Source organism: Bacteroides caecigallinarum (genome assembly GCF_016901995.1).
Taxonomy (GTDB): Bacteria; Bacteroidota; Bacteroidia; order Bacteroidales; family Bacteroidaceae; genus Phocaeicola; species Phocaeicola cellulolyticus.
Window position 1 is genome coordinate 36,465 of the sequence record NZ_JACJLE010000001.1, and the last position, 23,797, is coordinate 60,261.

The 23,797-nt window shown below is 40.6% G+C and carries 22 protein-coding genes and 1 tRNA gene; 14 read left to right on the plus strand and 9 right to left on the minus strand.

The features are described 5' to 3' along the window. Positions 1-4: 4 nt before the first annotated feature. The 5 genes from H6A61_RS00145 (at position 5) to H6A61_RS00165 (ending at position 6,541) form a co-directional block, all read left to right on the plus strand. Positions 5-889 carry a LysR substrate-binding domain-containing protein gene (locus tag H6A61_RS00145; RefSeq protein ID WP_204390325.1) on the plus strand — a complete coding sequence of 295 codons (885 nt, stop codon included), beginning with the start codon at positions 5-7 and terminating at the stop codon, positions 887-889. 194 nt (positions 890-1,083) lie between these two features. Then, positions 1,084-1,155: transfer RNA gene (locus tag H6A61_RS00150), tRNA-Glu, on the plus strand. A 42-nt stretch (positions 1,156-1,197) separates the two neighbouring features. Next, complete coding sequence (gene rpsT, locus H6A61_RS00155) at positions 1,198-1,452, plus strand: 30S ribosomal protein S20 (RefSeq protein WP_154043419.1); 255 nt, start codon at positions 1,198-1,200, stop codon at positions 1,450-1,452. 187 nt (positions 1,453-1,639) lie between these two features. Continuing rightward, positions 1,640-3,601 (plus strand): DNA topoisomerase (ATP-hydrolyzing) subunit B, encoded by a 1,962-nt coding sequence (gene gyrB / locus H6A61_RS00160; RefSeq protein WP_154043420.1) that lies wholly within the window; start codon positions 1,640-1,642, stop codon positions 3,599-3,601. 261 nt (positions 3,602-3,862) lie between these two features. After that, positions 3,863-6,541 carry a 4-alpha-glucanotransferase gene (locus H6A61_RS00165; protein WP_204390326.1) on the plus strand — a complete coding sequence of 893 codons (2,679 nt, stop codon included), beginning with the start codon at positions 3,863-3,865 and terminating at the stop codon, positions 6,539-6,541. Between the two features lie 163 nt (positions 6,542-6,704). Here H6A61_RS00165 and H6A61_RS00170 read toward each other — a convergent pair whose 3' ends face one another. Together H6A61_RS00170 and H6A61_RS00175 are read right to left on the minus strand one after the other, a co-directional pair. Further along, positions 6,705-7,274: a hypothetical protein gene (locus H6A61_RS00170; protein WP_239469040.1), complete on the minus strand. Its 570-nt coding sequence runs from the start codon at positions 7,272-7,274 to the stop codon at positions 6,705-6,707. A 98-nt stretch (positions 7,275-7,372) separates the two neighbouring features. After that, positions 7,373-8,920, minus strand: a complete 1,548-nt coding sequence (locus H6A61_RS00175) for a sigma-70 family RNA polymerase sigma factor (RefSeq protein WP_239469041.1) — start codon at positions 8,918-8,920, stop codon at positions 7,373-7,375. 241 nt (positions 8,921-9,161) lie between these two features. Here H6A61_RS00175 and H6A61_RS00180 point away from each other — a divergent pair, with 241 nt between their 5' ends. The 3 genes from H6A61_RS00180 to H6A61_RS00190 all read left to right on the plus strand — a co-directional run bounded on the left by H6A61_RS00180 (position 9,162) and on the right by H6A61_RS00190 (position 11,869). After that, the gene (locus H6A61_RS00180; RefSeq protein WP_204390327.1) at positions 9,162-9,764 is read left to right on the plus strand and encodes a ribonuclease HII; all 603 of its coding nucleotides are present in this window, start codon (positions 9,162-9,164) and stop codon (positions 9,762-9,764) included. A 453-nt stretch (positions 9,765-10,217) separates the two neighbouring features. Further along, a complete protein-coding gene (locus tag H6A61_RS00185; RefSeq protein WP_154043423.1) occupies positions 10,218-10,655 on the plus strand; it encodes an Hsp20/alpha crystallin family protein in 438 nt (145 codons plus the stop codon). 278 nt (positions 10,656-10,933) lie between these two features. After that, positions 10,934-11,869, plus strand: a complete 936-nt coding sequence (locus tag H6A61_RS00190) for a DnaJ C-terminal domain-containing protein (protein ID WP_204390328.1) — start codon at positions 10,934-10,936, stop codon at positions 11,867-11,869. 37 nt (positions 11,870-11,906) lie between these two features. Here the strand turns inward: H6A61_RS00190 and H6A61_RS00195 are convergent, their stop codons facing one another. After that, entirely contained in the window at positions 11,907-12,299 is a 393-nt protein-coding gene (locus tag H6A61_RS00195; protein WP_154043425.1) for an antitoxin HicB, read from the minus strand. 39 nt (positions 12,300-12,338) lie between these two features. Next, positions 12,339-12,527, minus strand: a complete 189-nt coding sequence (locus H6A61_RS00200) for a type II toxin-antitoxin system HicA family toxin (RefSeq protein ID WP_154043426.1) — start codon at positions 12,525-12,527, stop codon at positions 12,339-12,341. A gap of 218 nt (positions 12,528-12,745) precedes the next feature. Here H6A61_RS00200 and gpmI point away from each other — a divergent pair, with 218 nt between their 5' ends. The 3 genes from gpmI (at position 12,746) to H6A61_RS16160 (ending at position 15,405) form a co-directional block, all read left to right on the plus strand. After that, on the plus strand, positions 12,746-14,260 hold the full coding sequence (gene gpmI / locus H6A61_RS00205) for a 2,3-bisphosphoglycerate-independent phosphoglycerate mutase (RefSeq protein WP_204390329.1): 1,515 nt from the start codon (positions 12,746-12,748) through the stop codon (positions 14,258-14,260). 77 nt (positions 14,261-14,337) lie between these two features. Continuing rightward, entirely contained in the window at positions 14,338-14,919 is a 582-nt protein-coding gene (locus H6A61_RS00210; protein ID WP_204390330.1) for a DUF3109 family protein, read from the plus strand. 357 nt (positions 14,920-15,276) lie between these two features. Further along, positions 15,277-15,405: a hypothetical protein gene (locus H6A61_RS16160; protein ID WP_262897240.1), complete on the plus strand. Its 129-nt coding sequence runs from the start codon at positions 15,277-15,279 to the stop codon at positions 15,403-15,405. A gap of 78 nt (positions 15,406-15,483) precedes the next feature. Here the strand turns inward: H6A61_RS16160 and H6A61_RS00215 are convergent, their stop codons facing one another. From H6A61_RS00215 to H6A61_RS00225, 3 genes are read right to left on the minus strand one after another with little or no spacing between them, the layout of a single operon-like run. Next, positions 15,484-17,199, minus strand: coding sequence for an outer membrane beta-barrel protein (locus H6A61_RS00215; protein ID WP_204390331.1), 1,716 nt, complete (start codon positions 17,197-17,199; stop codon positions 15,484-15,486). Positions 17,200-17,204: 5 nt separating this feature from the next. Further along, positions 17,205-20,213, minus strand: coding sequence for a tetratricopeptide repeat protein (locus tag H6A61_RS00220; protein WP_204390332.1), 3,009 nt, complete (start codon positions 20,211-20,213; stop codon positions 17,205-17,207). An 11-nt stretch (positions 20,214-20,224) separates the two neighbouring features. Then, positions 20,225-20,749: an NUDIX hydrolase gene (locus tag H6A61_RS00225; protein WP_154043433.1), complete on the minus strand. Its 525-nt coding sequence runs from the start codon at positions 20,747-20,749 to the stop codon at positions 20,225-20,227. 273 nt (positions 20,750-21,022) lie between these two features. Here H6A61_RS00225 and H6A61_RS00230 point away from each other — a divergent pair, with 273 nt between their 5' ends. The 3 genes from H6A61_RS00230 to cysK all read left to right on the plus strand — a co-directional run bounded on the left by H6A61_RS00230 (position 21,023) and on the right by cysK (position 22,844). After that, on the plus strand, positions 21,023-21,487 hold the full coding sequence (locus H6A61_RS00230) for an Lrp/AsnC family transcriptional regulator (protein WP_154043434.1): 465 nt from the start codon (positions 21,023-21,025) through the stop codon (positions 21,485-21,487). Next, on the plus strand, positions 21,487-21,816 hold the full coding sequence (locus tag H6A61_RS00235; RefSeq protein ID WP_154043435.1) for a DUF4491 family protein: 330 nt from the start codon (positions 21,487-21,489) through the stop codon (positions 21,814-21,816). The genes H6A61_RS00230 and H6A61_RS00235 overlap by 1 nt, the downstream gene beginning before the upstream one ends. Positions 21,817-21,911: 95 nt before the next feature. Continuing rightward, on the plus strand, positions 21,912-22,844 hold the full coding sequence (gene cysK / locus H6A61_RS00240) for a cysteine synthase A (protein WP_204390333.1): 933 nt from the start codon (positions 21,912-21,914) through the stop codon (positions 22,842-22,844). A gap of 40 nt (positions 22,845-22,884) precedes the next feature. Here cysK and H6A61_RS00245 read toward each other — a convergent pair whose 3' ends face one another. Both H6A61_RS00245 and H6A61_RS00250 read right to left on the minus strand, forming a co-directional pair. Further along, a complete protein-coding gene (locus tag H6A61_RS00245; RefSeq protein ID WP_204390334.1) occupies positions 22,885-23,190 on the minus strand; it encodes a nucleotidyltransferase domain-containing protein in 306 nt (101 codons plus the stop codon). 27 nt (positions 23,191-23,217) lie between these two features. Then, positions 23,218-23,646: an HI0074 family nucleotidyltransferase substrate-binding subunit gene (locus H6A61_RS00250; RefSeq protein ID WP_204390335.1), complete on the minus strand. Its 429-nt coding sequence runs from the start codon at positions 23,644-23,646 to the stop codon at positions 23,218-23,220. Positions 23,647-23,797: the final 151 nt, after the last annotated feature.

Sequence of the window (23,797 nt, forward strand, 5' to 3'; positions counted from 1 at the left end):
ACAAATGGAACTAAGACAACTAAAGTATTTCGAGAAGGCATGCGAACTTAAAAACTTCTCCGAAGCATCCAGAATGCTTCATATATCGCAAAGCACACTGTCGCAACAAATCAAGCAACTGGAGGACGAACTCAACGTTCTGCTTTTCGACAGAATAGGCAAAAGAATTATACCGACAGAAGCCGGTATGGCTTTTCTGCCATTTGCAAGAAATTCCATACTGGAGGCAGAAAACGGAAAACAGATTATAAAAGACCTTAAAGGTATTATGACTGGAACGCTCAATATCGGTGTAACCTACAGTCTAAGTCATCTGTTGAGATGCTCCATAACCGATTTCAAGAAAGCTTATCCGGGAATAAATGTCATTATAAATTTCGGTACGTCAAAAGAACAGATAAGGCTTCTTGAGAATAAGCATGTGGATTGCGTTCTGTCATTCGAACCGGAAGAAATAGATGAAGAATATGAAAAAATCAAACTCTTCTCATCCAAACTCTATTTCATAGTTCATGAATCACACCCAATGTCTTACCTGTCATCCATATCGTTAAAAAAACTACAGGAAATCGAGTTGATTTTACCGGCTGTAGGATTTGCCACTCGCATGAAAACAGACGAGGTGTGCAACAAGAACAACCTCAAACTAAATATGGTAATGGAAATAAACGATGTGCAGACCATAATACATCTAATAAGAAAAGGAAACTGGGGAACTATACTGACCAGAGCAGCAATAAAAGACGAACCTGACCTAAAGGCCATACCTATACTTACAGCCGAAACACTAACATCGCAGGCGTACTTGTTCTGGCCCAAAGGCAGCTACAGAAAGAAATCAGCAACAGCTTTTGCCGAATTCGTACTAAATACCATAAAAAACGGATAATCAGAACTGCATAATACGCTTAAAGTCACTTGAAAACATAAACTGACACCATCGAAGCAGTCTAAAACATAAATTCTCACCTCTTTAGAAAAAAAATAGCAAAGAAGTTTTGGTATTTTGAAAAAACTTCATACCTTTGCATCCGCAATCGAGAAATAATAACCTCGACAACATCGGAATATCCGATTTAGGATGGCCCGTTCGTCTATCGGTTAGGACGCAAGATTTTCATTCTTGAAAGGGGGGTTCGATTCCCCCACGGGCTACATAATAAACAATATCACGAACAATATTAAAGATTAGTCGAGATGGCAAATCACAAATCATCTATCAAAAGAATTAGACAGGAAGAAAAAAGAAGACTTCACAACAGATATTATGCTAAAACTATGCGTAATGCTGTAAGAAAACTTCGTGCTACAACAGACAAAGCTGAAGCAGTAGCATTGTATCCAAAAGTACAGAAAATGTTGGATAAATTGGCTAAGGTTAACATTATCCACAAGAACAAGGCTGCTAACTTGAAGTCAAAATTAGCTGCACACATCGCTAAGATTGCTTAATTTTGGTACCTTAAAAAGATATTAAGGCTAGGTTTTTACCTAGCCTTTTGTCGTTTATACACTTCACATCCGAAAGCCAGGTGAAAATCAAAAAACATGCTGATTTTCACCTTTTTTTTGGCTATTTGGAAAGATTATTACACAGATTTTTCGTAACTTTGAACGATTAAATAAACTATTTAAAAACATGAGTGAAGAACTGACACCAAACAGCGGAAGTAACTACTCGGCAAGCAGTATTCAGGTGCTTGAAGGACTTGAAGCCGTACGTAAACGTCCCGCTATGTATATCGGCGACATCAGCGAAAAAGGTTTGCATCACCTCGTATATGAAGTTGTGGACAACTCTATCGACGAAGCTCTGGCCGGATATTGTACACATATAGAAGTAACCATAAACGAAGATAATTCAATCACCGTACAGGACAACGGACGTGGTATCCCTGTTGATTTTCATGAGAAAGAGAAAAAATCGGCTTTGGAAGTCGTTATGACAGTGCTGCACGCCGGAGGTAAATTCGACAAAGGTTCATATAAAGTTTCAGGAGGTTTGCATGGTGTGGGTGTATCGTGTGTGAATGCACTTTCTACTCACATGACAACAAACGTATTCAGAAACGGAAAAATTTATCAGCAGGAATATGAATGCGGTAAGCCACTCTATCCTGTAAAGGAAGTAGGTACCACTGATTTGAGAGGTACGAAACAGACTTTCTGGCCGGATGCATCAATATTCACCGTAACCGAATATAAATATAACATTCTTCAGGCACGTCTTAGAGAACTGGCATATCTGAACAAGGGTATCACTATCACTCTTACAGACAAGCGCGAAACAGAAGAAGACGGAAGCTACAAGAGTGAGGTATTCCACTCTGACGAAGGTGTTAAGGAATTCGTACGTTTCCTCAATTCTACAAATACTCCACTTTTTGATGATGTAATCTATCTGAACACTGAAAAACAGGGTGTTCCTATAGAGTGTGCCATCATGTACAACACAGGTTTCCGCGAGAACCTGCATTCATACGTAAACAACATCAACACTATAGAAGGCGGTACTCACGAAGGTGGTTTCCGTGCGGCACTTACACGTGTATTGAAGAAATACGCCGAAGAAAGTAAGGCACTGGAAAAAGCAAAAGTTGAAATCTCAGGTGAAGACTTCCGCGAAGGCCTTATCGCAGTAATCTCTGTAAAAGTTGCCGAACCTCAGTTCGAAGGTCAGACAAAGACCAAACTTGGAAACAGCGAAGTAAGCGGTGCCGTACAGCAGGCTGTAGGTGAAGCTCTTTCAAACTATCTTGAAGAGCATCCTAAAGAAGCAAAAGTCATTGTTGACAAGGTAGTACTTGCGGCAACAGCACGTATCGCAGCAAGAAAAGCACGCGAGTCTGTACAGCGCAAGAGCCCTATGGGCGGCGGCGGACTTCCTGGAAAACTGGCCGACTGTTCAAGCCGTGTAGCAGAAGAATGCGAGTTGTTCCTCGTCGAGGGTGACTCTGCAGGTGGTTCTGCAAAACAGGGACGAAGCAGACAATTCCAGGCTATCCTGCCTCTGCGAGGAAAAATCCTTAACGTAGAGAAAGCGATGTGGCACAAGGCATTCGAGAGTGATGAAGTAAACAACATCATTCAGGCACTTGGAATCCGTTTCGGTGTTGAAGAAGAAGACAGCAAGAAGGCAAACATCGAAAAACTCCGCTACCACAAAGTGATAATCATGACCGATGCCGACGTCGATGGTTCTCACATCGACACACTTATCATGACTCTGTTCTACAGATATATGCCTGAAATCATTCAGGAAGGTCACTTGTATATAGCTACTCCTCCATTGTACAAATGTACAAAGGGTAAGGTTAGCGAATATTGCTACACCGAAGAAGCAAGACATGCTTTCATCCAGAAATACGGTGACGGAAGCGAACAGGGAATACACACTCAGAGATACAAAGGTTTGGGTGAAATGAATCCGGAACAGCTTTGGGAAACAACAATGAATCCTGAAACTCGTATCCTGAAACAAGTACAGATAGAAAATGCCGCTGAAGCGGACTATATCTTCTCTATGCTTATGGGAGACGATGTAGCTCCACGACGCGAGTTCATAGAAAAGAATGCTACTTATGCCAATATTGACGCATAAGGTAGTTTATATGTTTAACTAAATTTTTTACCTCCTCACATCTTACATGGAGGAAAGCCTCGGAATTCACAAAGTTCCGGGGCTTTTTTATTTATAAAAATCTTATATTTTATACAGTATAAATCATGCTCAGAAAGCGTATGAGGCCGTTTCATGCCATAAAACATTTATATTTTTTAGATTTAACGATTAAGCATTATTATAAAATAACTACATTTGGAAAAAGAAACAACTAAATAAAAACTAATACCTAAGAAAGATATGAAACTGACATTTCGTATTAAGTATCGTACAGTATGGGGCGAAAGCATGAGAGTTATTATCAACAACGATGAAGAAAACTCACTTCCCCTATTCACTCGCGACGGACAAGAATGGCAAGGAACTTTCAACTACGATTTGCCCGAAAATGAAGATATGGCAGCATACAGATATGCCGTATTCAGAAATGAAAGATGCTTAAGAAAAGAATTCGGCGCAATTCCTCACTCTATTATAAAAGGTAATGCACAGCAACACCATTTTATTTTTGACGATTGCTGGCGTGACCTTCCGGAAGGAAATCACAGATACAGTTCCGCATTCAATGGTATCCCACATACAGAAGAGCCAAAGAAACTTACTGACAACGTAGGCAGCTGTATAACATTCAGAGCATTATGTCCAGGACTGAGACACAAAGAACAGGAACTGGGAATAATAGGCAGCTGTAATGCACTTGGCAACTGGGAGTATTACCGTCCGCTCAGAATGCAGGAGATATTGCCTGACGTATGGTACATATCCATAGACACTTCATCACTCACATTCCCTTTTGAATACAAGTTTGTAGCAATCAGCTCTAAAACCGGAGCTGTAGAGGAATGGGAATGCGGATACAACCGTACATTCCACATCCAGCCATTAATGCGTGGCGAAACTTACTTCCCTACGGAAACGGAAGTGTTCTTCAATCTGCCTGAAAGAAAAGTTGCAGGAAGTGCGATACCGGTTTTCTCACTCCGCTCGGAAGGCAGTTTCGGTGTAGGCGATTTCGGCGACCTGAAAACATACATAGACTGGGCAGCGGAAACAAACCAGCAGGCAGTACAGATATTACCTATAAACGACACCACAAGGACAAAGACATGGGTAGATTCATATCCGTACAATGCTATCTCAATATACGCGTTCCATCCTATGTATATTGACCTGAGACAACTTCCGGCTCTTAAGGATACAGATAAGGCTGCAGAATATGAAAATGAACGCCAGAAACTGAACAGTCTTCCACAAGTGGAATACGAAGGAGTAAACAACACCAAACGTGCATACCTGAAGGACATATTCACTCAGGAAGCCGAAAACATCCTTTCATCGGAAGATTTCAAAACATTCTATTGCAAAAACGAAGAATGGCTTAAACCGTATTCGGCATTCAGCTATCTGAGAGATCTGTATGGTACAGCCGACTTCAATACTTGGCCGGAATACAGCACATACGTTTCCGAAGAGATAGACAAGCTATGCGACAAGGAAGCCGAAACATATCCCGAAATTTCATTCTATTACTTCCTGCAATACGTACTGCATGTACAGCTCCTCGCAGCTGCCAACCATGCACGCAGCAAAGGTGTGATTCTGAAAGGAGATATTCCTATCGGTATAAGCCGCGGAAGTGTGGAAGCATGGGTAGAACCATATTACTTCAATATGAACGGACAGGCAGGTGCGCCACCTGATGCTTTCTCAGTTAACGGTCAGAACTGGGGATTCCCTACATACAACTGGGATGTGATGGAAAAAGACAACTACCAGTGGTGGAGAAAGCGCTTCTCAAAAATGGCTGAATACCTCACTGCTTACCGTATCGACCACATACTTGGTTTCTTCCGTATATGGGAAATTCCTGTACACTCTGTACACGGACTGTTAGGACAATTCGTTCCGGCACTGCCTATGAGCGCGGATGAGATAAAAGGTTTCGGACTGAACTTCCAGAAAGAGTTCATGACAGAACCTTTCATCAACGACTATATGCTTAACACCATATTCGGCGACAAGAGTGATGAGGTACGCAACACTTTCGTACAGCATGACCACCATGACATCTACCGCATGCGTCCTGAGTTCGATACACAGCGTAAAGTCGAAGCTTACTTTGCAGGAAAGACCGATCAGGAAAGCCTCAACTTGAAGGAAGGCCTATACTCATTGATAAGCAATGTTCTGTTCGTAAAAGACAGAAAGAATCCTGAGATGTATCACCCGAGAATATCTGTACAGAACGACTTCATCTACAAGCAGCTCAACTGGCAGGAACAGGAAGCCTTCAACAGACTATACAATCATTACTACTACCAGCGCCACAACAAGTTCTGGTACGACGAGGCAATGAAAAAACTACCTGTCCTCACCCAGTCAACTTCAATGCTTGTTTGCGGTGAAGACTTGGGAATGGTGCCAGACTGTGTGCCATGGGTAATGAACCAGCTGCAGATTCTTTCTCTCGAAATACAGAGAATGCCTAAAGACCCGAAAGACGAGTTCGGACATGTCTATAACTATCCGTTCCGCTCGGTATGTACCATAGGTACGCACGATATGTCGAGCCTTCGCGGATATTGGAAAGAAGACCCGCAGATAACAGAAAGATACTATCATTACGAATTAGGTCATTGGGGAGATGTACCTCAGGATGCGCCAGGATGGCTGTGCCAGGAAATTATCAACCAACATCTGGCAAGTCCGTCACTCCTCTGCATCCTGACATGGCAGGACTGGACATCTATAGATGAAAGTCTCCGCAATCCGAATATTGATATAGAACGTATCAATATTCCGGCGAATCCACGCCATTACTGGAGATGGAGAATGCACATCACTCTGGAAGAACTAATGAAGAGAGATGATTTCAACAAACAGATAAGAAACATGATTTCTGAAAGCGGAAGAATCTAATATTGAATTGAGTTATTAACATCTGAACAGGGTTTAAACAGTATTTAAAGGCTGTTTAAACCCTATTGTTTTTTAACACCAGCCATCAAGACTTGAGTAGTTTACCCTTTGGATTTGAAGATTTTTTTGAGAGAATTACCAAAGAAGAAATTTCTGACCAAGTTTAATCAGATGCAATTTTGATAGTAATCTTTAGAAAGTTTGCATCCTCGCTGATAGAAACATTGGGGTCATTGGAATGAATCTCAATAATTTTTATTCCATTACCTCCAAACATCTCTATATCAGGATGTGAACAAGTGTAATGAAACAAGCCTTTGAATATATACTTAAAATCTTTAGCCTTTATAGTAAGTGTCGATTCTCCATATCCTTCTTTCCTGTCATCAGAATAATTCATCGAAGATTCCATAGGAAGAGGGAAAACAGTCCTTATTATTTTCTCATCTCCTATTTCAACGGTATGAAAAGGTATTTTATAGCCATCCCTTCCAATAAAAGACAATCCATTCATAATAGCCTCATTATCTATAAGACTATTACCTTCTGAATCCAATACATCAATCAATACATCATTGAATATAGATGATGCAACTGTCGGATAGTCTGGTTCTTCAGATTTACTGCACGAAGACAATAATAATAGTGGAAGAAAGAGACAAACAAATTTAGTTAGGTCGCACTTTGATAGAGAGATTAATGAAAGGCAACTGATTCTAGTAAGATTTCTCATAATGTTTTTTTTAAATGTTTCTAATAGTAAGAGTGGCATAAACTTTAAACTTTGCATGAAATCACAAAAAAAATTAGAATCATCTGCCATTTTAACAATTACCACGTAAAACGCAAGCCTACAGGAAGCGAGAACTCAAAAGGCTTGTCCTGCCTGATTGTAGGATAGCTGCTCCTTGACTTAAAATAATAGTTTATAGACGGCTCTGTATAGATACCAATTTTCGGCGTGAAATGATATTCAATCCCTATTCCTCCATATACAGACCATTGCATGGGCAATGCGTAATTATGTTCTTGCATTTCACCGTCATCTATTCTTTCATTCACCTTGCCTCTTAGTGGAAACTCCACCATTCCTCCAATGCCGGAAGAAAGTGAGAATTTGTCAATAGACAAAATCTTAAAACGAAGTTTCAGAGGAACTCCTAAATAATGTGCTTTTATATACTGATTGGTTACAGAAACGGACTGTTTATCGTTTATGGTTGTTGTGGTTCGTTTTGTCCGCAATAATGTGTATTGCAGCCCGCTTTCTAAATTCCAACATTTAGAGAGGAGTTTAGAAATATTCAAAGCAAATGTAATTGGCAGATCGTGTTCAGATTCCTCTATAACCTTGTCATTAGAACCTGCCCAAATAGGATTATCACTTGGTTTCAAATATGAATTTTCTGTATTAAATGCTCCTATTACAGAACCTCCAACAGACACGCTAAAGTTACGATTTTTTCTTTTTGTTATAGGCAAGTCATTGGAATGATGTGCGCAGGCAAAAAATTCCATTTTGTTTGGATTAGAACAAATATCATGCTTAGCTGTATCAGAGTCCTCTCCATTATCTGTTTTTGTTTCAGCAAGAAGATTTTCTGCTGTAGTGGAGAGGTTAAGGGAATCTTCCTTTTCCACACAGATTTCCGAAAGTAATGCGGTATTCCTACTGCTTTGCAGGGCAATCTGCTTTATTGATTCTTCATTTTGTACTACCTTGTTCTCTATATCTTTATTTGTTTCTGTTCTTAATTTTGTTGGTTCAAAAATTGTTTGAACTCTATGGTCATTTTGATTATGCTGGAAAATCATGGAAATTATGATAATGGCCAATATCACCATTCCTTTTTCTATTTTATACTTCACAATTATTTCGCGAAGCATAATCCGTGCATGGAATAGTTGAGAACCTGATGTCTGAGTTGAAATACCAAGCAGTTTAGCGATTTCTTTATGAGTTTTGTGCTCCAATACTGCAAGTCTGAACACCTTTTGATAACCCACAGGAAGACGGTTGATCATTATCTCCAATTCTTCCATTGTGATAGATTCCTCAAAGTCTGGAATGTCAGGCGTATCATAGTCTTCTGCGAGCAGTTGGGTAAAATCCTGTTCTTTAAGATATCGCAAAGACAAATTTTTCATTATCGTCCCCATCCAGTATTCCAGTTTTTCCTCATTCTGAAGTTGATTGATACGGCTGAAAATGATAAGGAAACCATCATGTAATATATCTTGTGCAGCATCCAAATCATGTATATAGTGACAGATGACGCGCATCATCCGCCTTGAAAAGGTTGTATAAAGTAATCCTAATGCTTCTTTATCTCCTTTTTTACACCGTTCTAATAACTCTTTGATATCAATAGTTGCCATTACAATAAAGATGAATATTATCGCATTATTTTGCATACAGCAGCACTGCTTTTAACATTTTTTACATGAATCTATCAAGAAGGTTATATGATTGTTTGATGTTTAATTTCATGGAAGACAAAAATAAAAGGACTATCAACATAGTATGTGAATAACACATTAATAACTCCATACATAAATATTGCTACAAGAAAAACAAAATGCGTACCTTTGCACCCGGAAATTTTAAAACCCCATAAAGATGCTTTTACCATACTTGAATGAAAACCTTATAGAAGCCGGATGCGATGAAGCAGGACGAGGATGTCTTGCCGGAGCAGTTTATGCCGCAGCTGTCATTCTGCCGAAGGACTTCAAGAATGAGATGCTGAACGACTCGAAGCAACTGTCTGAAAAACAGCGCTATCAGCTGAGAGAAATTATAGAAAAGGAAGCATTGGCATGGGCAATTGGTATTGTAGAACCGGAAGAAATTGATAAAATCAACATTCTGAACGCTTCGTTCCTCGCGATGCACAGAGCAATTGACCAACTGAAAATTACTCCAGAACATTTGCTGATAGACGGCAACCGTTTCAACAAATACAAGAACATTCCGCATACCACAATAGTAAAGGGCGACGGAAAATATCTTTCAATAGCAGCCGCTTCGATACTTGCGAAGACTTATCGTGACGACTATATGAACAGGCTGCACAGTGAATATCCTATGTACGCATGGGATATGAACAAGGGATATCCCACAAAAAAACACCGACAAGCCATAAAGGAATTCGGCACTTCTCCTTATCACCGCCTGAGTTACAACCTTTTAGGCGACACTCAGCTTTCGCTGGATTTCTAAATCAAGTCTTGGATTTCAACATCAACAGGAGTTATTAACAACCTGTTGAAAACCTACGTTATTAACAGCCTGTTAATAACTCTGCCTTCATACCTTCTAACTTTGGCACGACCGAATCAATTCATATAACATTTTTCCAGTCCAAACACATTAAATACAGAAGTAAGAGTCCGCAAAAGGACATTTTGACACGTAAAACAAGATAACCAAATGACAATTTGTCAATTTCCAACTTTATCAACACCTGTGAATATATTAATAATGTTTCCACATGTTTAAAACAATGGCCTGAAGGTTTAAAATCAGATTATAAACATTAAACACCGTCTGACAAAAATTCAAACTCACGGCATCGGCACACAGTTTGCAATATCAATAGTGAACTTGAGGTTCAAAAACCAAGAGTTCGGAAATAATTGAAAATGTATAACTTAAATATAGGAGATTAAAACTATGATGCCGATTAGAAAGTATTACAATCAGAACTGGTTACCAAGTATCTTTAATGATTTCTTCGATAACGACTGGATGGAAAAAGCTAACGCTACAGCCCCGGCTATCAATGTTATTGAGAGCGAAAAGAACTACAAAGTAGAGGTTGCAGCTCCAGGAATGACAAAAGACGATTTCAACATCCATTTGGGAGATGACAATGAACTTGTTATTTCTATGGAAAAGAAAGTTGAAAACGAAGATAAGAATAAAGAAGACAAGAAATACTTGCGACGCGAGTTCTCTTACACAAAATTCCAACAGTCACTTTACTTGCCTGACAATGTTGATAAGGAAAAGATAAGTGCTAATGTTTCAGACGGTGTATTGACTATCGAGTTGCCGAAGTATTCACCAGAAGAAAAAGCTAAGGTTAATCGTGTTATTGAAATACATTAATCATTGGTAAACCAAATAAGAGCCTCCCGCCAACAGTCAACGGGAGGCTCTGTTTTTATAAGTAAACAACTTAAATAAATGCTTATGAGAACTTGAAATCATCTTTACATATTCTATAAATACAACTTATATTTACATATCTATAGATTGTATTTTTATATATATAACTTGTATTTATAAAAACAAAGGTTGTATTTATAGAATATGTAAGGTTGTTTACAAGAATTGCCAGGCATAAAACAACTTTATAAACCACCAACTTTAAAAACTCAAAATATATGGCTTTTATAGATTATTACAAAGTACTGGGCGTAGAACGTAATGCCACACAAGATGATATCAAGAAAGCCTATCGTAAGATGGCCAGAAAGTATCATCCTGACCTGAACAAAGACGACCCTAACGCCAAAGACAAGTTTCAGGAGATAAACGAAGCTAACGAAGTTTTGAGCGATCCTGAAAAAAGAAAGAAATACGACGAATACGGCGAACACTGGAAACATGCCGACGAATTCAAGGCTGAACGTGAAGCATACCAGAGAGCACAAGAGAAAGGCGGACAATCTGCATACTGGTACTCCGTAAATGGCGACGATTTCATGGGCGGATTCGGAAGAGGAAATGCAAGCGGATTCTCCGACTTCTTCGAGCAGCTGTTCGGACATGGATCCTCAGCGGGCAGAAGCGGAAGAGATTACAACATGATGAGCCGTGGAGGTGATATAGAAGCACAGATGAATCTTTCACTCCGTGAGGCAGCTGTCACGCACAAACAGACTTTCAGCGTGAACGGCGAGAACCTGCGTATAACCATACCTGCAGGTATTGCCGACGGACAAATGATAAAGCTGAAAGGCCACGGCGAGAAAGGCAGCAACGGAGCTCCTGACGGTGACCTTTACATCACCTTCCAGATAGCTCCAGATCCAGAGTTCAAACGTGAAGGTGACGACCTGTTCACAGATGTCGATATAGACCTTTATACAGCTGTTCTTGGAGGTACTGTGAACGTCAAGACCATAGACGGAATGGTTAAGCTGAAAGTAAATCCGGGCACTCAGAACGACACAAAAGTCAGACTGCGTGGTAAAGGATTCCCTGTTTATAAGAAAGAAGGTACTTTCGGCGATTTGATTGTGACATATCATGTGGATATACCTACATCTTTAAGCGAAAAGCAGAAAGAACTGTTCACACAGTTGAAAAATAGCTAAAATTGAAGCGATAATCCATAGATAATAACTTTATCAATTACAACAGATTTATGGCAGCCAATTCCTCAGTCAGTGCGTTAATACCTTTCTGAATCTTCTCCAACTGCTGCTTGCGAGGTTTATGCACTCCGGCCGCATAATGCCACAACTGGCGTTCATTGATGCCGGTTATCCGACTCAATGCGGCCTTAGTGAAAATACTACTGTAGTAGTTGATAAATGTAGAAGCATCTATTTTAAATTTTAAGGAAAATTCCCCTTTGAGAATTTCGCAAGGATTCGGATTGTCCTCCAAATATAAGTCTATAGCTTCTTTCATGTTATCTTCAATCTCCCTTATGTTATTACCAACCGTAATAACAGGAGCACCTTCGATATAAGCACTAAGATTGTTGCCGGCATGTTCCACAATAACTTCAACTGTTCTCATTTTGACCACCATTTTATAGTTAAACAAAAGAGGCTGGGGCTATTTTAGCCCCGCTTGCCTCAAAATGCTGTAATAAGTGCCTTTTTCAACGCCTTTCTTTCCATGATTCGGAACGACTACCGTTATTCCGTCTTTTTCAAACTTCATGTGGCTGCCCTTCTGGCTTTTTAGAACGAAGCCGTTGTCAAGCAACATAGTTACAACCTCCTTAACTGACTTGTAACTCATAGCGTTTTTGACTTTATTACTTTGCAAATATAGTAAATCAACGAATAATTCACAAACAATATATTCTCATTTTTACTATAATTGAAAGTATATTCTAAATTATCCATTATAAGCTCTATATTAAAAATACTCAAAACATTCGCTCAAAAAGCAGATATTTTGTACTTTTGCAGCCGGAAAACAAATTGGATTTCAAACTTCTAAAACATATTACAATTATGGCAAAGAAAGCACTTTTAATGATCCTCGACGGATGGGGCTGCGGCGACCATCAAAAAGACGATGTAATCTTTAACACTCCTACTCCTTACTGGGACAGCCTGTTGGCTAACTACCCTCACTCACAATTGCAGGCAAGCGGTGAAAACGTAGGTCTTCCTGACGGACAGATGGGTAACTCAGAAGTTGGTCACCTCAACATCGGTGCAGGACGCATCGTTTATCAGGATTTGGTAAAAATCAACCGTGCTTGTGCCGACGGAAGCATCATGAAGAACCCTGAAGTTGTTTCTGCCTTCACATACGCTAAGGAAAACGGTAAGAACATACACTTCATGGGTCTTACTTCAAACGGTGGCGTTCACTCTTCACTAGACCACTTGTTCCGCCTTTGCGACATCGCTAAAGAATACGGAATCGAAAATACTTTCATCCACTGCTTCATGGACGGTCGTGACACAGACCCTAAGAGCGGTAAAGGATTTATTGAAGAACTTACTGCACACTGCGCTAAATCAGCAGGTAAAATTGCTTCTATCGTAGGTCGTTTCTATGCAATGGACCGCGACAAACGTTGGGAACGTGTGAAAGAAGCTTACGACTTGCTCGTTAACGGTACAGGCAAGAAAGCTACAGACATGGTTCAGGCTATGCAGGAATCATACGATGAAGGTGTTACTGACGAATTCATCAAACCTATCTCTAACGCTAACTTCGACGGTACTATCAAAGAAGGCGACGTAGTTATCTTCTTCAACTACCGTAACGACCGTGCAAAAGAGCTTACTATCGTTCTTACTCAGCAGGATATGCCTGAAGCTGGTATGAAGACTATCCCAGGACTTCAGTACTACTGTATGACTCCATACGATGCTTCATTCAAGGGTGTACACATCCTCTTCCCTAAGGAAAACGTACAGAACACTCTTGGCGAATACCTCGCTGCAAACGGAAAGACTCAGCTTCACATTGCTGAAACAGAAAAGTATGCACACGTTACATTCTTCTTCAACGGCGGACGTGAAACTCCATACGACAACGAAGACCGTATCCTGGTTCCTTCTCCAAAGGTTGCTACTTACGACCTGAAGCCTGAAATGAGCGCTTACGAAGTAAAGGACAAACTGGTAGAAGCTATCAACACTCAGAAATACGACTTCATCGTTGTTAACTATGCTAACGGTGACATGGTAGGCCACACTGGTATCTACGAAGCTATCGAAAAGGCTGTTGTCGCTATCGACAACTGCGTGAAAGATACAGTAGAAGCTGCTAAGGCTAACGACTACGAAGTAATCATCATCGCTGACCACGGAAATGCTGACCACGCATTGAACGAAGACGGAACTCCTAACACTGCTCACTCACTTAACCCTGTTCCATTTGTTTACGTAACAGCAAACAAGGACGCTAAGGTTGAAAATGGTGTATTGGCAGACGTTGCTCCTTCTATCCTTCACATCATGGGTATGGCTCAGCCAGCTGATATGACAGGAAAAGACCTGATTAAATAATTATTATCAGAATATTAAATATAAAGGGGTGGATGCACAAACATCCACCTTTTTTTTAATCATAAATCAATAATAACGTGGTTCAGATAGACGATGTAGTAGTAAGCCTCGACGTATTCCGCGAGAAGTTCCTTTGTAATCTTGACGCTTGCAAGGGTGAATGCTGTATAGAAGGCGATGCCGGCGCACCGGTAGAGCTCGACGAGGTAGAAAAACTGGAGGAAGTACTTCCGGTGATATGGGACGAACTTTCGCCGGAAGCACGTGCTGTTATAGACAAGCAGGGAGTAGTTTATACAGACCAGGACGGTGACCTGGTGACTTCCATCGTAAACGGCAAAGATTGTGTTTTCACATGTTACGACGAGAAAGGCTACTGTTATTGCGCAATAGAAAAAGCCTATCGCGAAGGCAAATGTAATTTCTACAAACCGATATCTTGTCATCTGTATCCTATCAGAATAGGCGATTACGGCCCTTTCAAGGCTGTAAACTATCACAGATGGGACGTATGTAAAGCTGCGGTTCTGCTTGGAAAGAAAGAAAATCTGCCGGTCTATAAATTTCTGAAAGAACCTTTGATAAGGAAGTTCGGTCAGGCATGGTATGATGAATTGGAGAATGTGGCAGAGGAACTGAAGAAACAGAAGCTGATATAATTTTTTCTTTACCCCAAAAAACAAAATAAAACTCCAATAATATCCATATAGTAATATTTTTTCATACCTTTGTATCAATTCCGTTGAACTGATTTCCAGCATCGGAAGGACATAATTAAACGAAAGGTGTTATTGAAATTATCTTCTTAGATTAAACTTCGCAACTTTAATTTTTAGCATGAAGATAATTACAATAGCACCCACGCTGTGATATATATTCATCTTTAAGGGTGAACTATATACCAACTGGTGTGGGGCTATTGTTTTATCCATGCTAAAGGTAATGCGAAGACCTAATCTAAGGATAGAGCGATATGTTTCCCACACCTTATTTTTTACAACCTTCATAAGGGGAACATGAAGGGCAATTCACTCACTATGGATTTTATTATCGGATTGGCAATTTTTATCGGAGGTGGTCTTTTCGGAATGACAGTTATGGCATTAGCGTCAGCCAACAAAGATGAAGATGAAGAATGCGAATAAGCCTAAACAAATTGAAATAATAAAGGCTACCATTCAATAGAAAGGCAGCCTTAGTATATAATTCATTTAGAATAGGCATCAGAAATTCAGACTCACTCCCGCCATTACATTAAAGCCTTGAACAGGATATCCGCTTTCTGTCACATAATTCTTGTTCAAGATATTGTTCAGCTTCAGGAATACATTCACCCTGTCGTTGAACAGATATTCTGCACCTAAATTCAGTTCATTCACAGCATCAGCCTTTATACCCAATGTTTTTTTACGACCTTCGTAATTATATTGTGCCATTGCATGGAAGCCTTTGAATACCTTGGCACGGGCATTAAATCCGATACTGTAAAGCGGTTTCAACCATAACAGATGCTCCATTTCATTCTGAACATTCCAACTGTAGAAATTACCGTTAAGACCAAAGTCCAGCATATCTCTGAAAGAATAATCAACAGAAAGACCAGCATATGCCACACGCGCCTTTGCCTGTGCTATCTCATTATAAATACCTCCTCCATCTGCATAAGGCATAGAGAAAAGTTCATTTCTCGTCTCACGATATCCTCCATATATTCCTAAACCGAAACCCGCAACCGGAGATGCCTTCAGACCGAGTTTTGCATCATACGGAGTGTATGAAGAATTAAGCTGTATTGGCTGAACCCAGAACGGAGAGAAACCGTTTATTGTTCCGAAATCATTCAGACGTGTATTACCCGTAACATGAACATAAAGCACATAATTGTCGGCAAATGTATAATCAAGCTTTACATCCGGCGAAAGTTTCAGTCCGCCATCGTTCGAAATCTGGAAATCCACATTCACTCCGGCAGTAAAAGACACAGATTCTGTACTTACCGAATAATAAGGACGAAGCTTTATCAGTGAATAGTTGCTGAACGACTTGTCATAGAACACATTGTCCATACCCAATAACACACCTACATCCTGTCTGTCATCAATCCCAGCTGAAATATATCCTTGAGTATGTACTACACTCTCCGACATGCTTCCCGGAATATATATGCCATGTTTGCGGTTGAACATCTTATATCCTGTCTGTAAACCGAACTCTACCGGAAGAGCATCTTTCACAGAAGATACACCTACATATCCACCACCTGACATGAACAACTGATGTCCGAACGAAGGTACATCTGTTTTCTCTTCAGTCTGTGATGTTGACGCTGACAACTGTACATCAGGCATATAGCTGAATACCTGCGATGCAAAATTACCGCCTACGTACATGCTCACCTTATCGAAATCGTGAGTATATTTAAGCGAAGCACCTGTGCGGAAGAAACGATGCTTCCACTCTTTATCGTAATTGAGAGTCGGTATATCCGTCACCGGATCAAAATCATATACTGCATCAATATTACCTGAATAGCCATGGAATGCAGCCATTACATCCAGGACATCCCTGTCGGTGATATTCCACAAATACGAGCCTTTAAAATCAGTATTGTTTCTGTTTCCGTAAGCCAGACGCACGTAACCTCTTCTGGCTTTATCCTCTGTAACCTCCCTGTTCATAACATCCATGTGATAAACAGGAAACTTGTTCAACTGATGTACTGACGATGCATAGTTGATCTGTGTTTTCGCCACAGCCGGTTCTTCTATCTTTGGCAATACATTCACCTTGAATGCATCCATCACCTCAGGATTATACTGGTTCTCTACCACCACCGTACGGTTTACGGTAGAGTCATTCTTCTGTTGCTGTTGTGCCGCCACATTAGTCAGTGTGACAAGTCCGGCACATATCAAAATCTGTTTTCTATATTTCTTCATTGTCGTTACTGGTTAAGTTTAGCCAATCTGGTTTCTATCATTTCCGCTATGTCATCGTCTGCCTGATAGTTCTGCTGCAGAGACAACAGATACTGTTTTGCATCCAGTTTGCGTCCGAGTTTCACATACACATCACTCAACAGCACAAAACTTCTTGCAAGCCAGTAGGCGTGCGGTGTACTTACCTCGATATATTGCAGTATTTCCTTCTCGGCTGCCTCAGTCTTTCCTTCATCGAAGTAAATTTGTGCCACCAGATATTTGGCTTCGGCACCATATACATTTCTAGTATCTCTTGCAAGGGCTTTCAGGTCAGCAAGAGCTTCATTGCTCTGTCCGTTCTTGATGAATGCCTTTGCTCTATAGTATCTTGCCTCGTTTTCCAGTTCAGGTGCAAGCTTGCTGTGAGCCATCATAGCCGATGCGGCACTGATAGTTTCGTTTGTATCTCCAGCCATATATGCGCTGCGCAAAGCACCGGTCTGTGCCTGAAGACGTTCTTCCTGGTTTCCGGCACGGTCAGCCAAGCGTTTATAAAGTTCCAATGAACGGCTATACTCTTTACCATTGTAAGCCATCTGCGCGCACAGAGTCATAGCCTCTGTAGAGAATTTGCTGTCAGGATATTCCAGAACCTTGTTCAAATGTGATGTAGCTCCAGAGTAATCCTTTTCATTATATGCTATGATACCTAGATAATACGATGCGTTCACACTGAAGGCTCCCTGCGGGAACGACTGCAGATAAGACGTAAAGCTACTCTTGGCCTCAGCAATGTTTCCACGCATATACGCACGTTCGGCAGCTGTATATGTCAGTGAGTCACGTTCGTTTACGTCAAAGTTTGCACCACCCGGCAGAGATGAAGCATACGACATATATTCGTCCACCTTATTTATATCTATATATACAGATTTCAGGTCACGCTGTGCCATTCTAGCCTCTTCACTTCCAGGATAATCTGCAATAACCTTCTTATATGCGGCAATAGCTTCATTGAATTTGTCATTCTGATAATAAAGCAGAGCTATCTCGCTTGCCGCCTTGCGTGCCAGCTGGCTTTCAGGCCATTTTTCAACAAGGATCTTATATCGTCCTATAGCATTGTCTGCCTGTTCCATCTGTACAAAAGCACGTCCCTGTTCGTACAGCGCATCATCAATGTATTGTGATGAAGGATATTTTGACAGAAGGATATTTAGTGTTTCTATCTTTCCGGTATAGTCGCGCTGCAAACCTTTCACGAAAGCCTCCTGGAACAGAGAGTAATCACCGTATGAAGGCTCGATAGATACAGCCTTGGCATACTGTGCACGTGCCTCATCGAAACGGCGTGCATAGAAATAGCAGTCGCCGGCACGGTTGCACGCATCACCTCTCACCGAAGCATCTATGGCTGCATTCGTTTCAGCACATCTCACGAACCATGTCAGAGCCTTATCGTAATTCTTTTGTTTGAATGACGTATATCCCATATTATAAAGAGCAAGGCCATATTCCATACTCCTTCTGTTAGTGGCAAACTCCATATACTGGCGATAGTCGGCAGCAGCTTGTGCAAATCTGTCAAGTCGGTATTTTGCTTCGCCACGCCAGAAATACGCATCAGCCTTGGTCTGTGCATTATATCTGCCCAGTTGCAAAGACTGTGTGAAATAGTCAATGGCATTCTCGAACGAAGCCTGGGCAAAAGCCTGTGTACCTACGCGGAACAGAAGTTTCTGTTTTGCTTCCAGAATTCTGCTTCCAGGCTGGCTGATTTTGGCTATGGATTTCAAAGCTGCCATATAGCTGCGGGTGTTCATATATACCTCGATAAGATAATCATTCACCTTATCGGTATATTGCGAATGTGGAAATTCATTAAGGAAACGTTCGAACACCGTAACAGACTCTGCAAACGGAGAATACGACGTTTCATGAATACACAGGGCATAGTTATATAGAGCCTGCTCCTTTATCTGCATATTACGGTTGGATGCAGCCGCCTGTTCGAAAGCCATTCGCGCCTGGTTACGTTCTTTCAGGTTCAGATACGCAAGTCCCATGTGCAGATAAGCATTCTGCGACATGTCATCATCCGCGCCTGTCACTCTTCCCAGATTTTCTGCAGCTTCAGAATAAACTTGAGTATTGAAATAACTCATACCCAGCTTATACAGAGCATTACGCTGCGGATTAGAAGCCTCGTTACAATAAGGAGAAAGATAATTCACTGCAGCTGTATAATCCCTCTGCGAGTAAGCAGCCTCACCCGCTATTCTCTTCATTTCAAGCGATTTTTCATTTCCGGGATAGTCATTAAGATATTTCAGAGCCATATTCCTTGCTGCGGCATAATCACCTGTGATAAGGCTGATGTCTGCCATATAATATGGAGCAAGTTCCGCATAGTTCTTATTATCCTTTACAGAAGAAAAGCCTTTCATTGCAGAATCGTATCTTCCTGCCGAATAGTCTATATAAGCCAGGCTGTATGTGGCGTCGTCCGAATATTTTGCACTGGCCTCTTTCAATACCGTGAGCCATGCAGTAGCTTCCTCTGTATTTCCTATCTCAAGATAAGACTGCGCCAGACGATAGACATTATCGTCTCTTTCTTCATTTCCCAAGGCATCGAAATCACAACCTCTGTAACATGCAATGGCTTTCAGGTATTCCTTATCGAAGAAATACGAAGATGCGATAAGAGCCTGTACCCTATTCTTGTATCTTGACTCAGGATGATTTTCCAGATATGTCTCAAGTTTCTTGATGCGGTCCGGCAGGCGCAACTCGTATGCAGTACATGCCAGCATATACTCGGCCTCATCCACAAACTCCGCACAGTTACCCGAATCCATATAACGCATCAATGTCTGTCGGGCAGCAGCATAATCATGACGCATAAACAGTTGTTTTCCATCGTTGAACAGCCTGCTCTGACCTGTCAACGGTTCAGTCTGCTGCGCACCTGCCACAATCGGCATAGTCATCAACAGACCGGCTATAAATGCGTTTCCTTTATTCTTCATAAATATATAAGTTATCTATTGTATTCATTTATAAAACGTTCCACTCCCTTGCGTACAGAATCCAGTCCGAAGTCCTGAGGATTTATCTTGTCCAAAGGCATCCAGAAAGTCTCTGCCACGTCGTCCATAGCTTCCAGAACAGAGTCATTCTCTACCCTGCATAGGAAAAACATATCCATGGTGTGTACAAGAAAACCTGAATAAAGATATGTATTCGGATATGAGAACAGATACTCTGCCTTCACCACATCAAGCCCTGTCTCTTCCTTCACTTCACGCGCAACTCCTTCTTCCGCCGTCTCAAACATATCAATAAATCCTCCGGACAGGTCAAGAGTCCCTTTGGCAGGATCTTTCGCACGTCGGCACACCAAAAGTTCATTTTTGGAATTAAGGATGAAAGCTACAGTTGCCGCACTGGAGTTGAAATAATACACAAAGCCACAGTCGGCACATTTCTTCGATTTGAAATTGTGTTCCTCAAAATGCGGAGAACCGCATACAGGACAATATTTGAACAGATGTAAAGGGTGCATAATAACACAAGTTTAGTTACAGTGGCAAAGTTAACAGAAATAATGATAATATGTTACATTTCTGACATAAAGAACAATTTAGAATAAAGTTGTGTTTATATCATTTAGTCAGTTTATGAAAGTTTTGCAAAACAAAACTATAAAAAATATTGTTATATAACAGATATAATGCTCTTTTTATTTAAAAAATGATGATTTTCTGAATAAAATATCGAAATAATAAAAAAGTTTTTCTACATTTGCTTACAAAATGACATAACAAAACATACAATTATGGAAAAAATTGATAAATTAGACAAACAAATTCTGGAAATTATCTCTCAGAACGCGCGTATTCCTTTCAAAGACGTAGCAGCTGAATGTGGAGTATCACGTGCAGCAATTCATCAGCGCGTACAACGCCTGATCGATCTGGGCGTAATTATCGGTTCAGGATACAATGTCAACCCTAAGAGCTTAGGCTACATGACATGTACATACGTTGGTATCAAGCTGGAAAAAGGCTCAATGTATAAAAGCGTTGTGGCAGAACTGAACAAGATTCCTGAAATCGTGGAATGTCACTTCACTACAGGTCCTTACACAATGCTTACAAAGCTATATTCTAAAGACAACGAGCATCTGATGGATTTATTGAACTCACGTATTCAGGAAATTCCTGGTGTTACTGCCACTGAAACACTGATTTCATTGGAACAGAGCATAAAGAAAGAAATCCCTATTCATCTGGATAAATAATGGAAACAATAGCCGGATTAAACGCAGGAGGTATAATCATAGGTCTGTGCACATTCCTGATAATCGGTTTCTTCCATCCCGTAGTGGTCAAAGCCGAATATTATTGGGGAACAAGGTGCTGGTGGATTTTTCTTCTGCTTGGCATTGCTGGTTTAACAGGTTCTGTATTAACAGATAATATTCTGATATCCACACTCTTGGGAGTATTTTCATTCTCTTCGTTCTGGACTATAAAGGAACTTTTCGAACAGAGAGAAAGAGTCTTAAAAGGATGGTTCCCTATGAATCCTAAAAGGGAAAAAGAATACAGGACAAATTCAGATAAATAAAAGTAAAGCAAAATAGAAGATAAAGAGTTCATGGACTTCCATAAGGAATTGCGTGAACTCTTTTTTTTATCACATAACCACAAAAGCTCATAATCATGCAAAATATCAAAAACAATCTGACAGAGCTTATCGGCAACACTCCGATGCTCAGACTGAACAACATGGAGAGAACTTACAGTTCCGAGGCTTCAGTAATTGCAAAACTTGAAATGTTCAATCCGGGCGGAAGCGCAAAGGACAGGATTGCACTCAACATGATAAACGATGCCGAAGCAAAAGGGATACTCAAACCCGGAGCCACTATCATAGAACCTACCAGCGGAAACACCGGTGTAGGACTGGCATGGATTGCCGGACTGAAAGGTTACAAACTTATACTCACAATGCCGGAAACAATGAGTCGCGAAAGACAACTCCTTCTTAAAGCATACGGAGCAGAACTTGTGCTTACCACCGGCAGCAAAGGCATGGGAGGTGCTATAGAAAAAGCAAAGGAACTGAATTCTGAAATTGAAGGTTCGGTCATTCTGCAACAGTTCTGCAATCCGGCAAACCCGGAAGCCCATTACAACACTACCGCTGAAGAGATATGGAGAGACACTGATGGCAAGATAGACGTCTTCGTAGCTGGAGTCGGCACAGGAGGAACCATAAGCGGAACAGGCCGAAAGCTGAAAGAGAAGAATCCGGAGATAGAACTTATAGCCGTAGAACCGGACTCATCGGCAGTAATTTCAGGCGACAAACCGGGCCCGCACAAAATTCAGGGTATAGGTGCAGGCTTCATTCCAGATACACTTGACACAAAGATTATTGACAGAGTGTTCCGCGTAAAGAACGATGATGCAATGGCAACAGCACGCGAGCTTGCAAATAAAGAAGGAATACTTTGCGGAATATCATCCGGAGCGGCTGCATACGCAGCAATGAAACTATCTCAGGAAAGCAGATACAAAGGAAAGAACATTGTAGTATTGCTACCTGATACAGGTGAGAGATATCTCTCTACAGAACTTTTCGACAGATAACAAAAAAGCCTCGCAAATGCGAGGCTTTTCTTATATACTATCAACTCTCTTTCTTATAAAAAATCTTTCCCACACGGTTTATATGCTCACCTATAGGAGTATCCACATTCTTATTATAATCAACCACATCAACCTTATAGAGCAATCCCAAATCCTCTATCTGAATATTTATATCCATCAGCTGATTAAATGTGAGATCATGTCCTATAGCCGCCAAATCAATATCAGACCCTTCCGAATAAGAGCCTTTGGCTCTGGAACCAAAAATAAGCACCTCTTCAATATTCGGAAAACGCTGAAATACACTGCATATATCCGCTACAACCGTATCACTCAAGCCGTACATAATCCATTTATCAATTAAGTTTATCAGTTAAACCAACCCCAAGCGGAGTTTCTCCTGTTCAAGTTTATCATCCAACTGTTTCAGCAGATGAGAATATTCATCATATATCTTGCGTACAATCTCAATGGCATCACCCTCATTATAAGTATGCGAAGTGGTTATTCGTGCTTTAGCCATTCTGCGCCAACCATCATGGTTGGAAATCATACCATCCTCGAATGCCATCTGAAGCGTACCGTTCGGACCTTGTACAAACTCGTAGCCCTTATACTTCATCAAATCCTGAAGAGTCTTCCAGGCAAGTTCGAAAGTATACTCAAAACGCTGTATCAATCCTTCCATTTCCAGTTCAGACAAATCATCAGCCCTCTTTTCAGATTCTGTTATATCCAGAATACGCTTATTTGCACGATGATAGCTATCATATCTTTGTAACCAACGTATATCCTGTTCCATATTTATATCAATAGTCATATATTTATAAAATGAAATACGAGCAACACAAAGATAACGATTTATTATAAATGTCAAAATACTATACTAAAGAAATATAAATGAATGGAATTAGCTTTTTAGGACTAAACTTAATTAAAGAAAGAATATCTTC

Excerpts from the sequence above, each read along its gene's own strand:
- H6A61_RS00215 (WP_204390331.1), bottom strand. The coding sequence starts at position 17,199 with ATGAAGAAATATAGAAAACAGATTTTGATATGTGCCGGACTTGTCACA.
- H6A61_RS16160 (WP_262897240.1), top strand. The coding sequence starts at position 15,277 with ATGAAGGGCAATTCACTCACTATGGATTTTATTATCGGATTGGCAATT.
- H6A61_RS00185 (WP_154043423.1), top strand. The coding sequence starts at position 10,218 with ATGATGCCGATTAGAAAGTATTACAATCAGAACTGGTTACCAAGTATC.
- H6A61_RS00180 (WP_204390327.1), top strand. The coding sequence starts at position 9,162 with ATGCTTTTACCATACTTGAATGAAAACCTTATAGAAGCCGGATGCGAT.
- rpsT (WP_154043419.1), top strand. The coding sequence starts at position 1,198 with ATGGCAAATCACAAATCATCTATCAAAAGAATTAGACAGGAAGAAAAA.
- H6A61_RS00220 (WP_204390332.1), bottom strand. The coding sequence starts at position 20,213 with ATGAAGAATAAAGGAAACGCATTTATAGCCGGTCTGTTGATGACTATG.
- H6A61_RS00190 (WP_204390328.1), top strand. The coding sequence starts at position 10,934 with ATGGCTTTTATAGATTATTACAAAGTACTGGGCGTAGAACGTAATGCC.
- H6A61_RS00235 (WP_154043435.1), top strand. The coding sequence starts at position 21,487 with ATGGAAACAATAGCCGGATTAAACGCAGGAGGTATAATCATAGGTCTG.
- gpmI (WP_204390329.1), top strand. The coding sequence starts at position 12,746 with ATGGCAAAGAAAGCACTTTTAATGATCCTCGACGGATGGGGCTGCGGC.
- H6A61_RS00175 (WP_239469041.1), bottom strand. The coding sequence starts at position 8,920 with ATGGCAACTATTGATATCAAAGAGTTATTAGAACGGTGTAAAAAAGGA.
- cysK (WP_204390333.1), top strand. The coding sequence starts at position 21,912 with ATGCAAAATATCAAAAACAATCTGACAGAGCTTATCGGCAACACTCCG.
- gyrB (WP_154043420.1), top strand. The coding sequence starts at position 1,640 with ATGAGTGAAGAACTGACACCAAACAGCGGAAGTAACTACTCGGCAAGC.
- H6A61_RS00170 (WP_239469040.1), bottom strand. The coding sequence starts at position 7,274 with ATGAGAAATCTTACTAGAATCAGTTGCCTTTCATTAATCTCTCTATCA.
- H6A61_RS00225 (WP_154043433.1), bottom strand. The coding sequence starts at position 20,749 with ATGCACCCTTTACATCTGTTCAAATATTGTCCTGTATGCGGTTCTCCG.
- H6A61_RS00145 (WP_204390325.1), top strand. The coding sequence starts at position 5 with ATGGAACTAAGACAACTAAAGTATTTCGAGAAGGCATGCGAACTTAAA.
- H6A61_RS00245 (WP_204390334.1), bottom strand. The coding sequence starts at position 23,190 with ATGTACGGCTTGAGTGATACGGTTGTAGCGGATATATGCAGTGTATTT.
- H6A61_RS00195 (WP_154043425.1), bottom strand. The coding sequence starts at position 12,299 with ATGAGAACAGTTGAAGTTATTGTGGAACATGCCGGCAACAATCTTAGT.
- H6A61_RS00230 (WP_154043434.1), top strand. The coding sequence starts at position 21,023 with ATGGAAAAAATTGATAAATTAGACAAACAAATTCTGGAAATTATCTCT.
- H6A61_RS00200 (WP_154043426.1), bottom strand. The coding sequence starts at position 12,527 with ATGAGTTACAAGTCAGTTAAGGAGGTTGTAACTATGTTGCTTGACAAC.
- H6A61_RS00165 (WP_204390326.1), top strand. The coding sequence starts at position 3,863 with ATGAAACTGACATTTCGTATTAAGTATCGTACAGTATGGGGCGAAAGC.
- H6A61_RS00250 (WP_204390335.1), bottom strand. The coding sequence starts at position 23,646 with ATGGAACAGGATATACGTTGGTTACAAAGATATGATAGCTATCATCGT.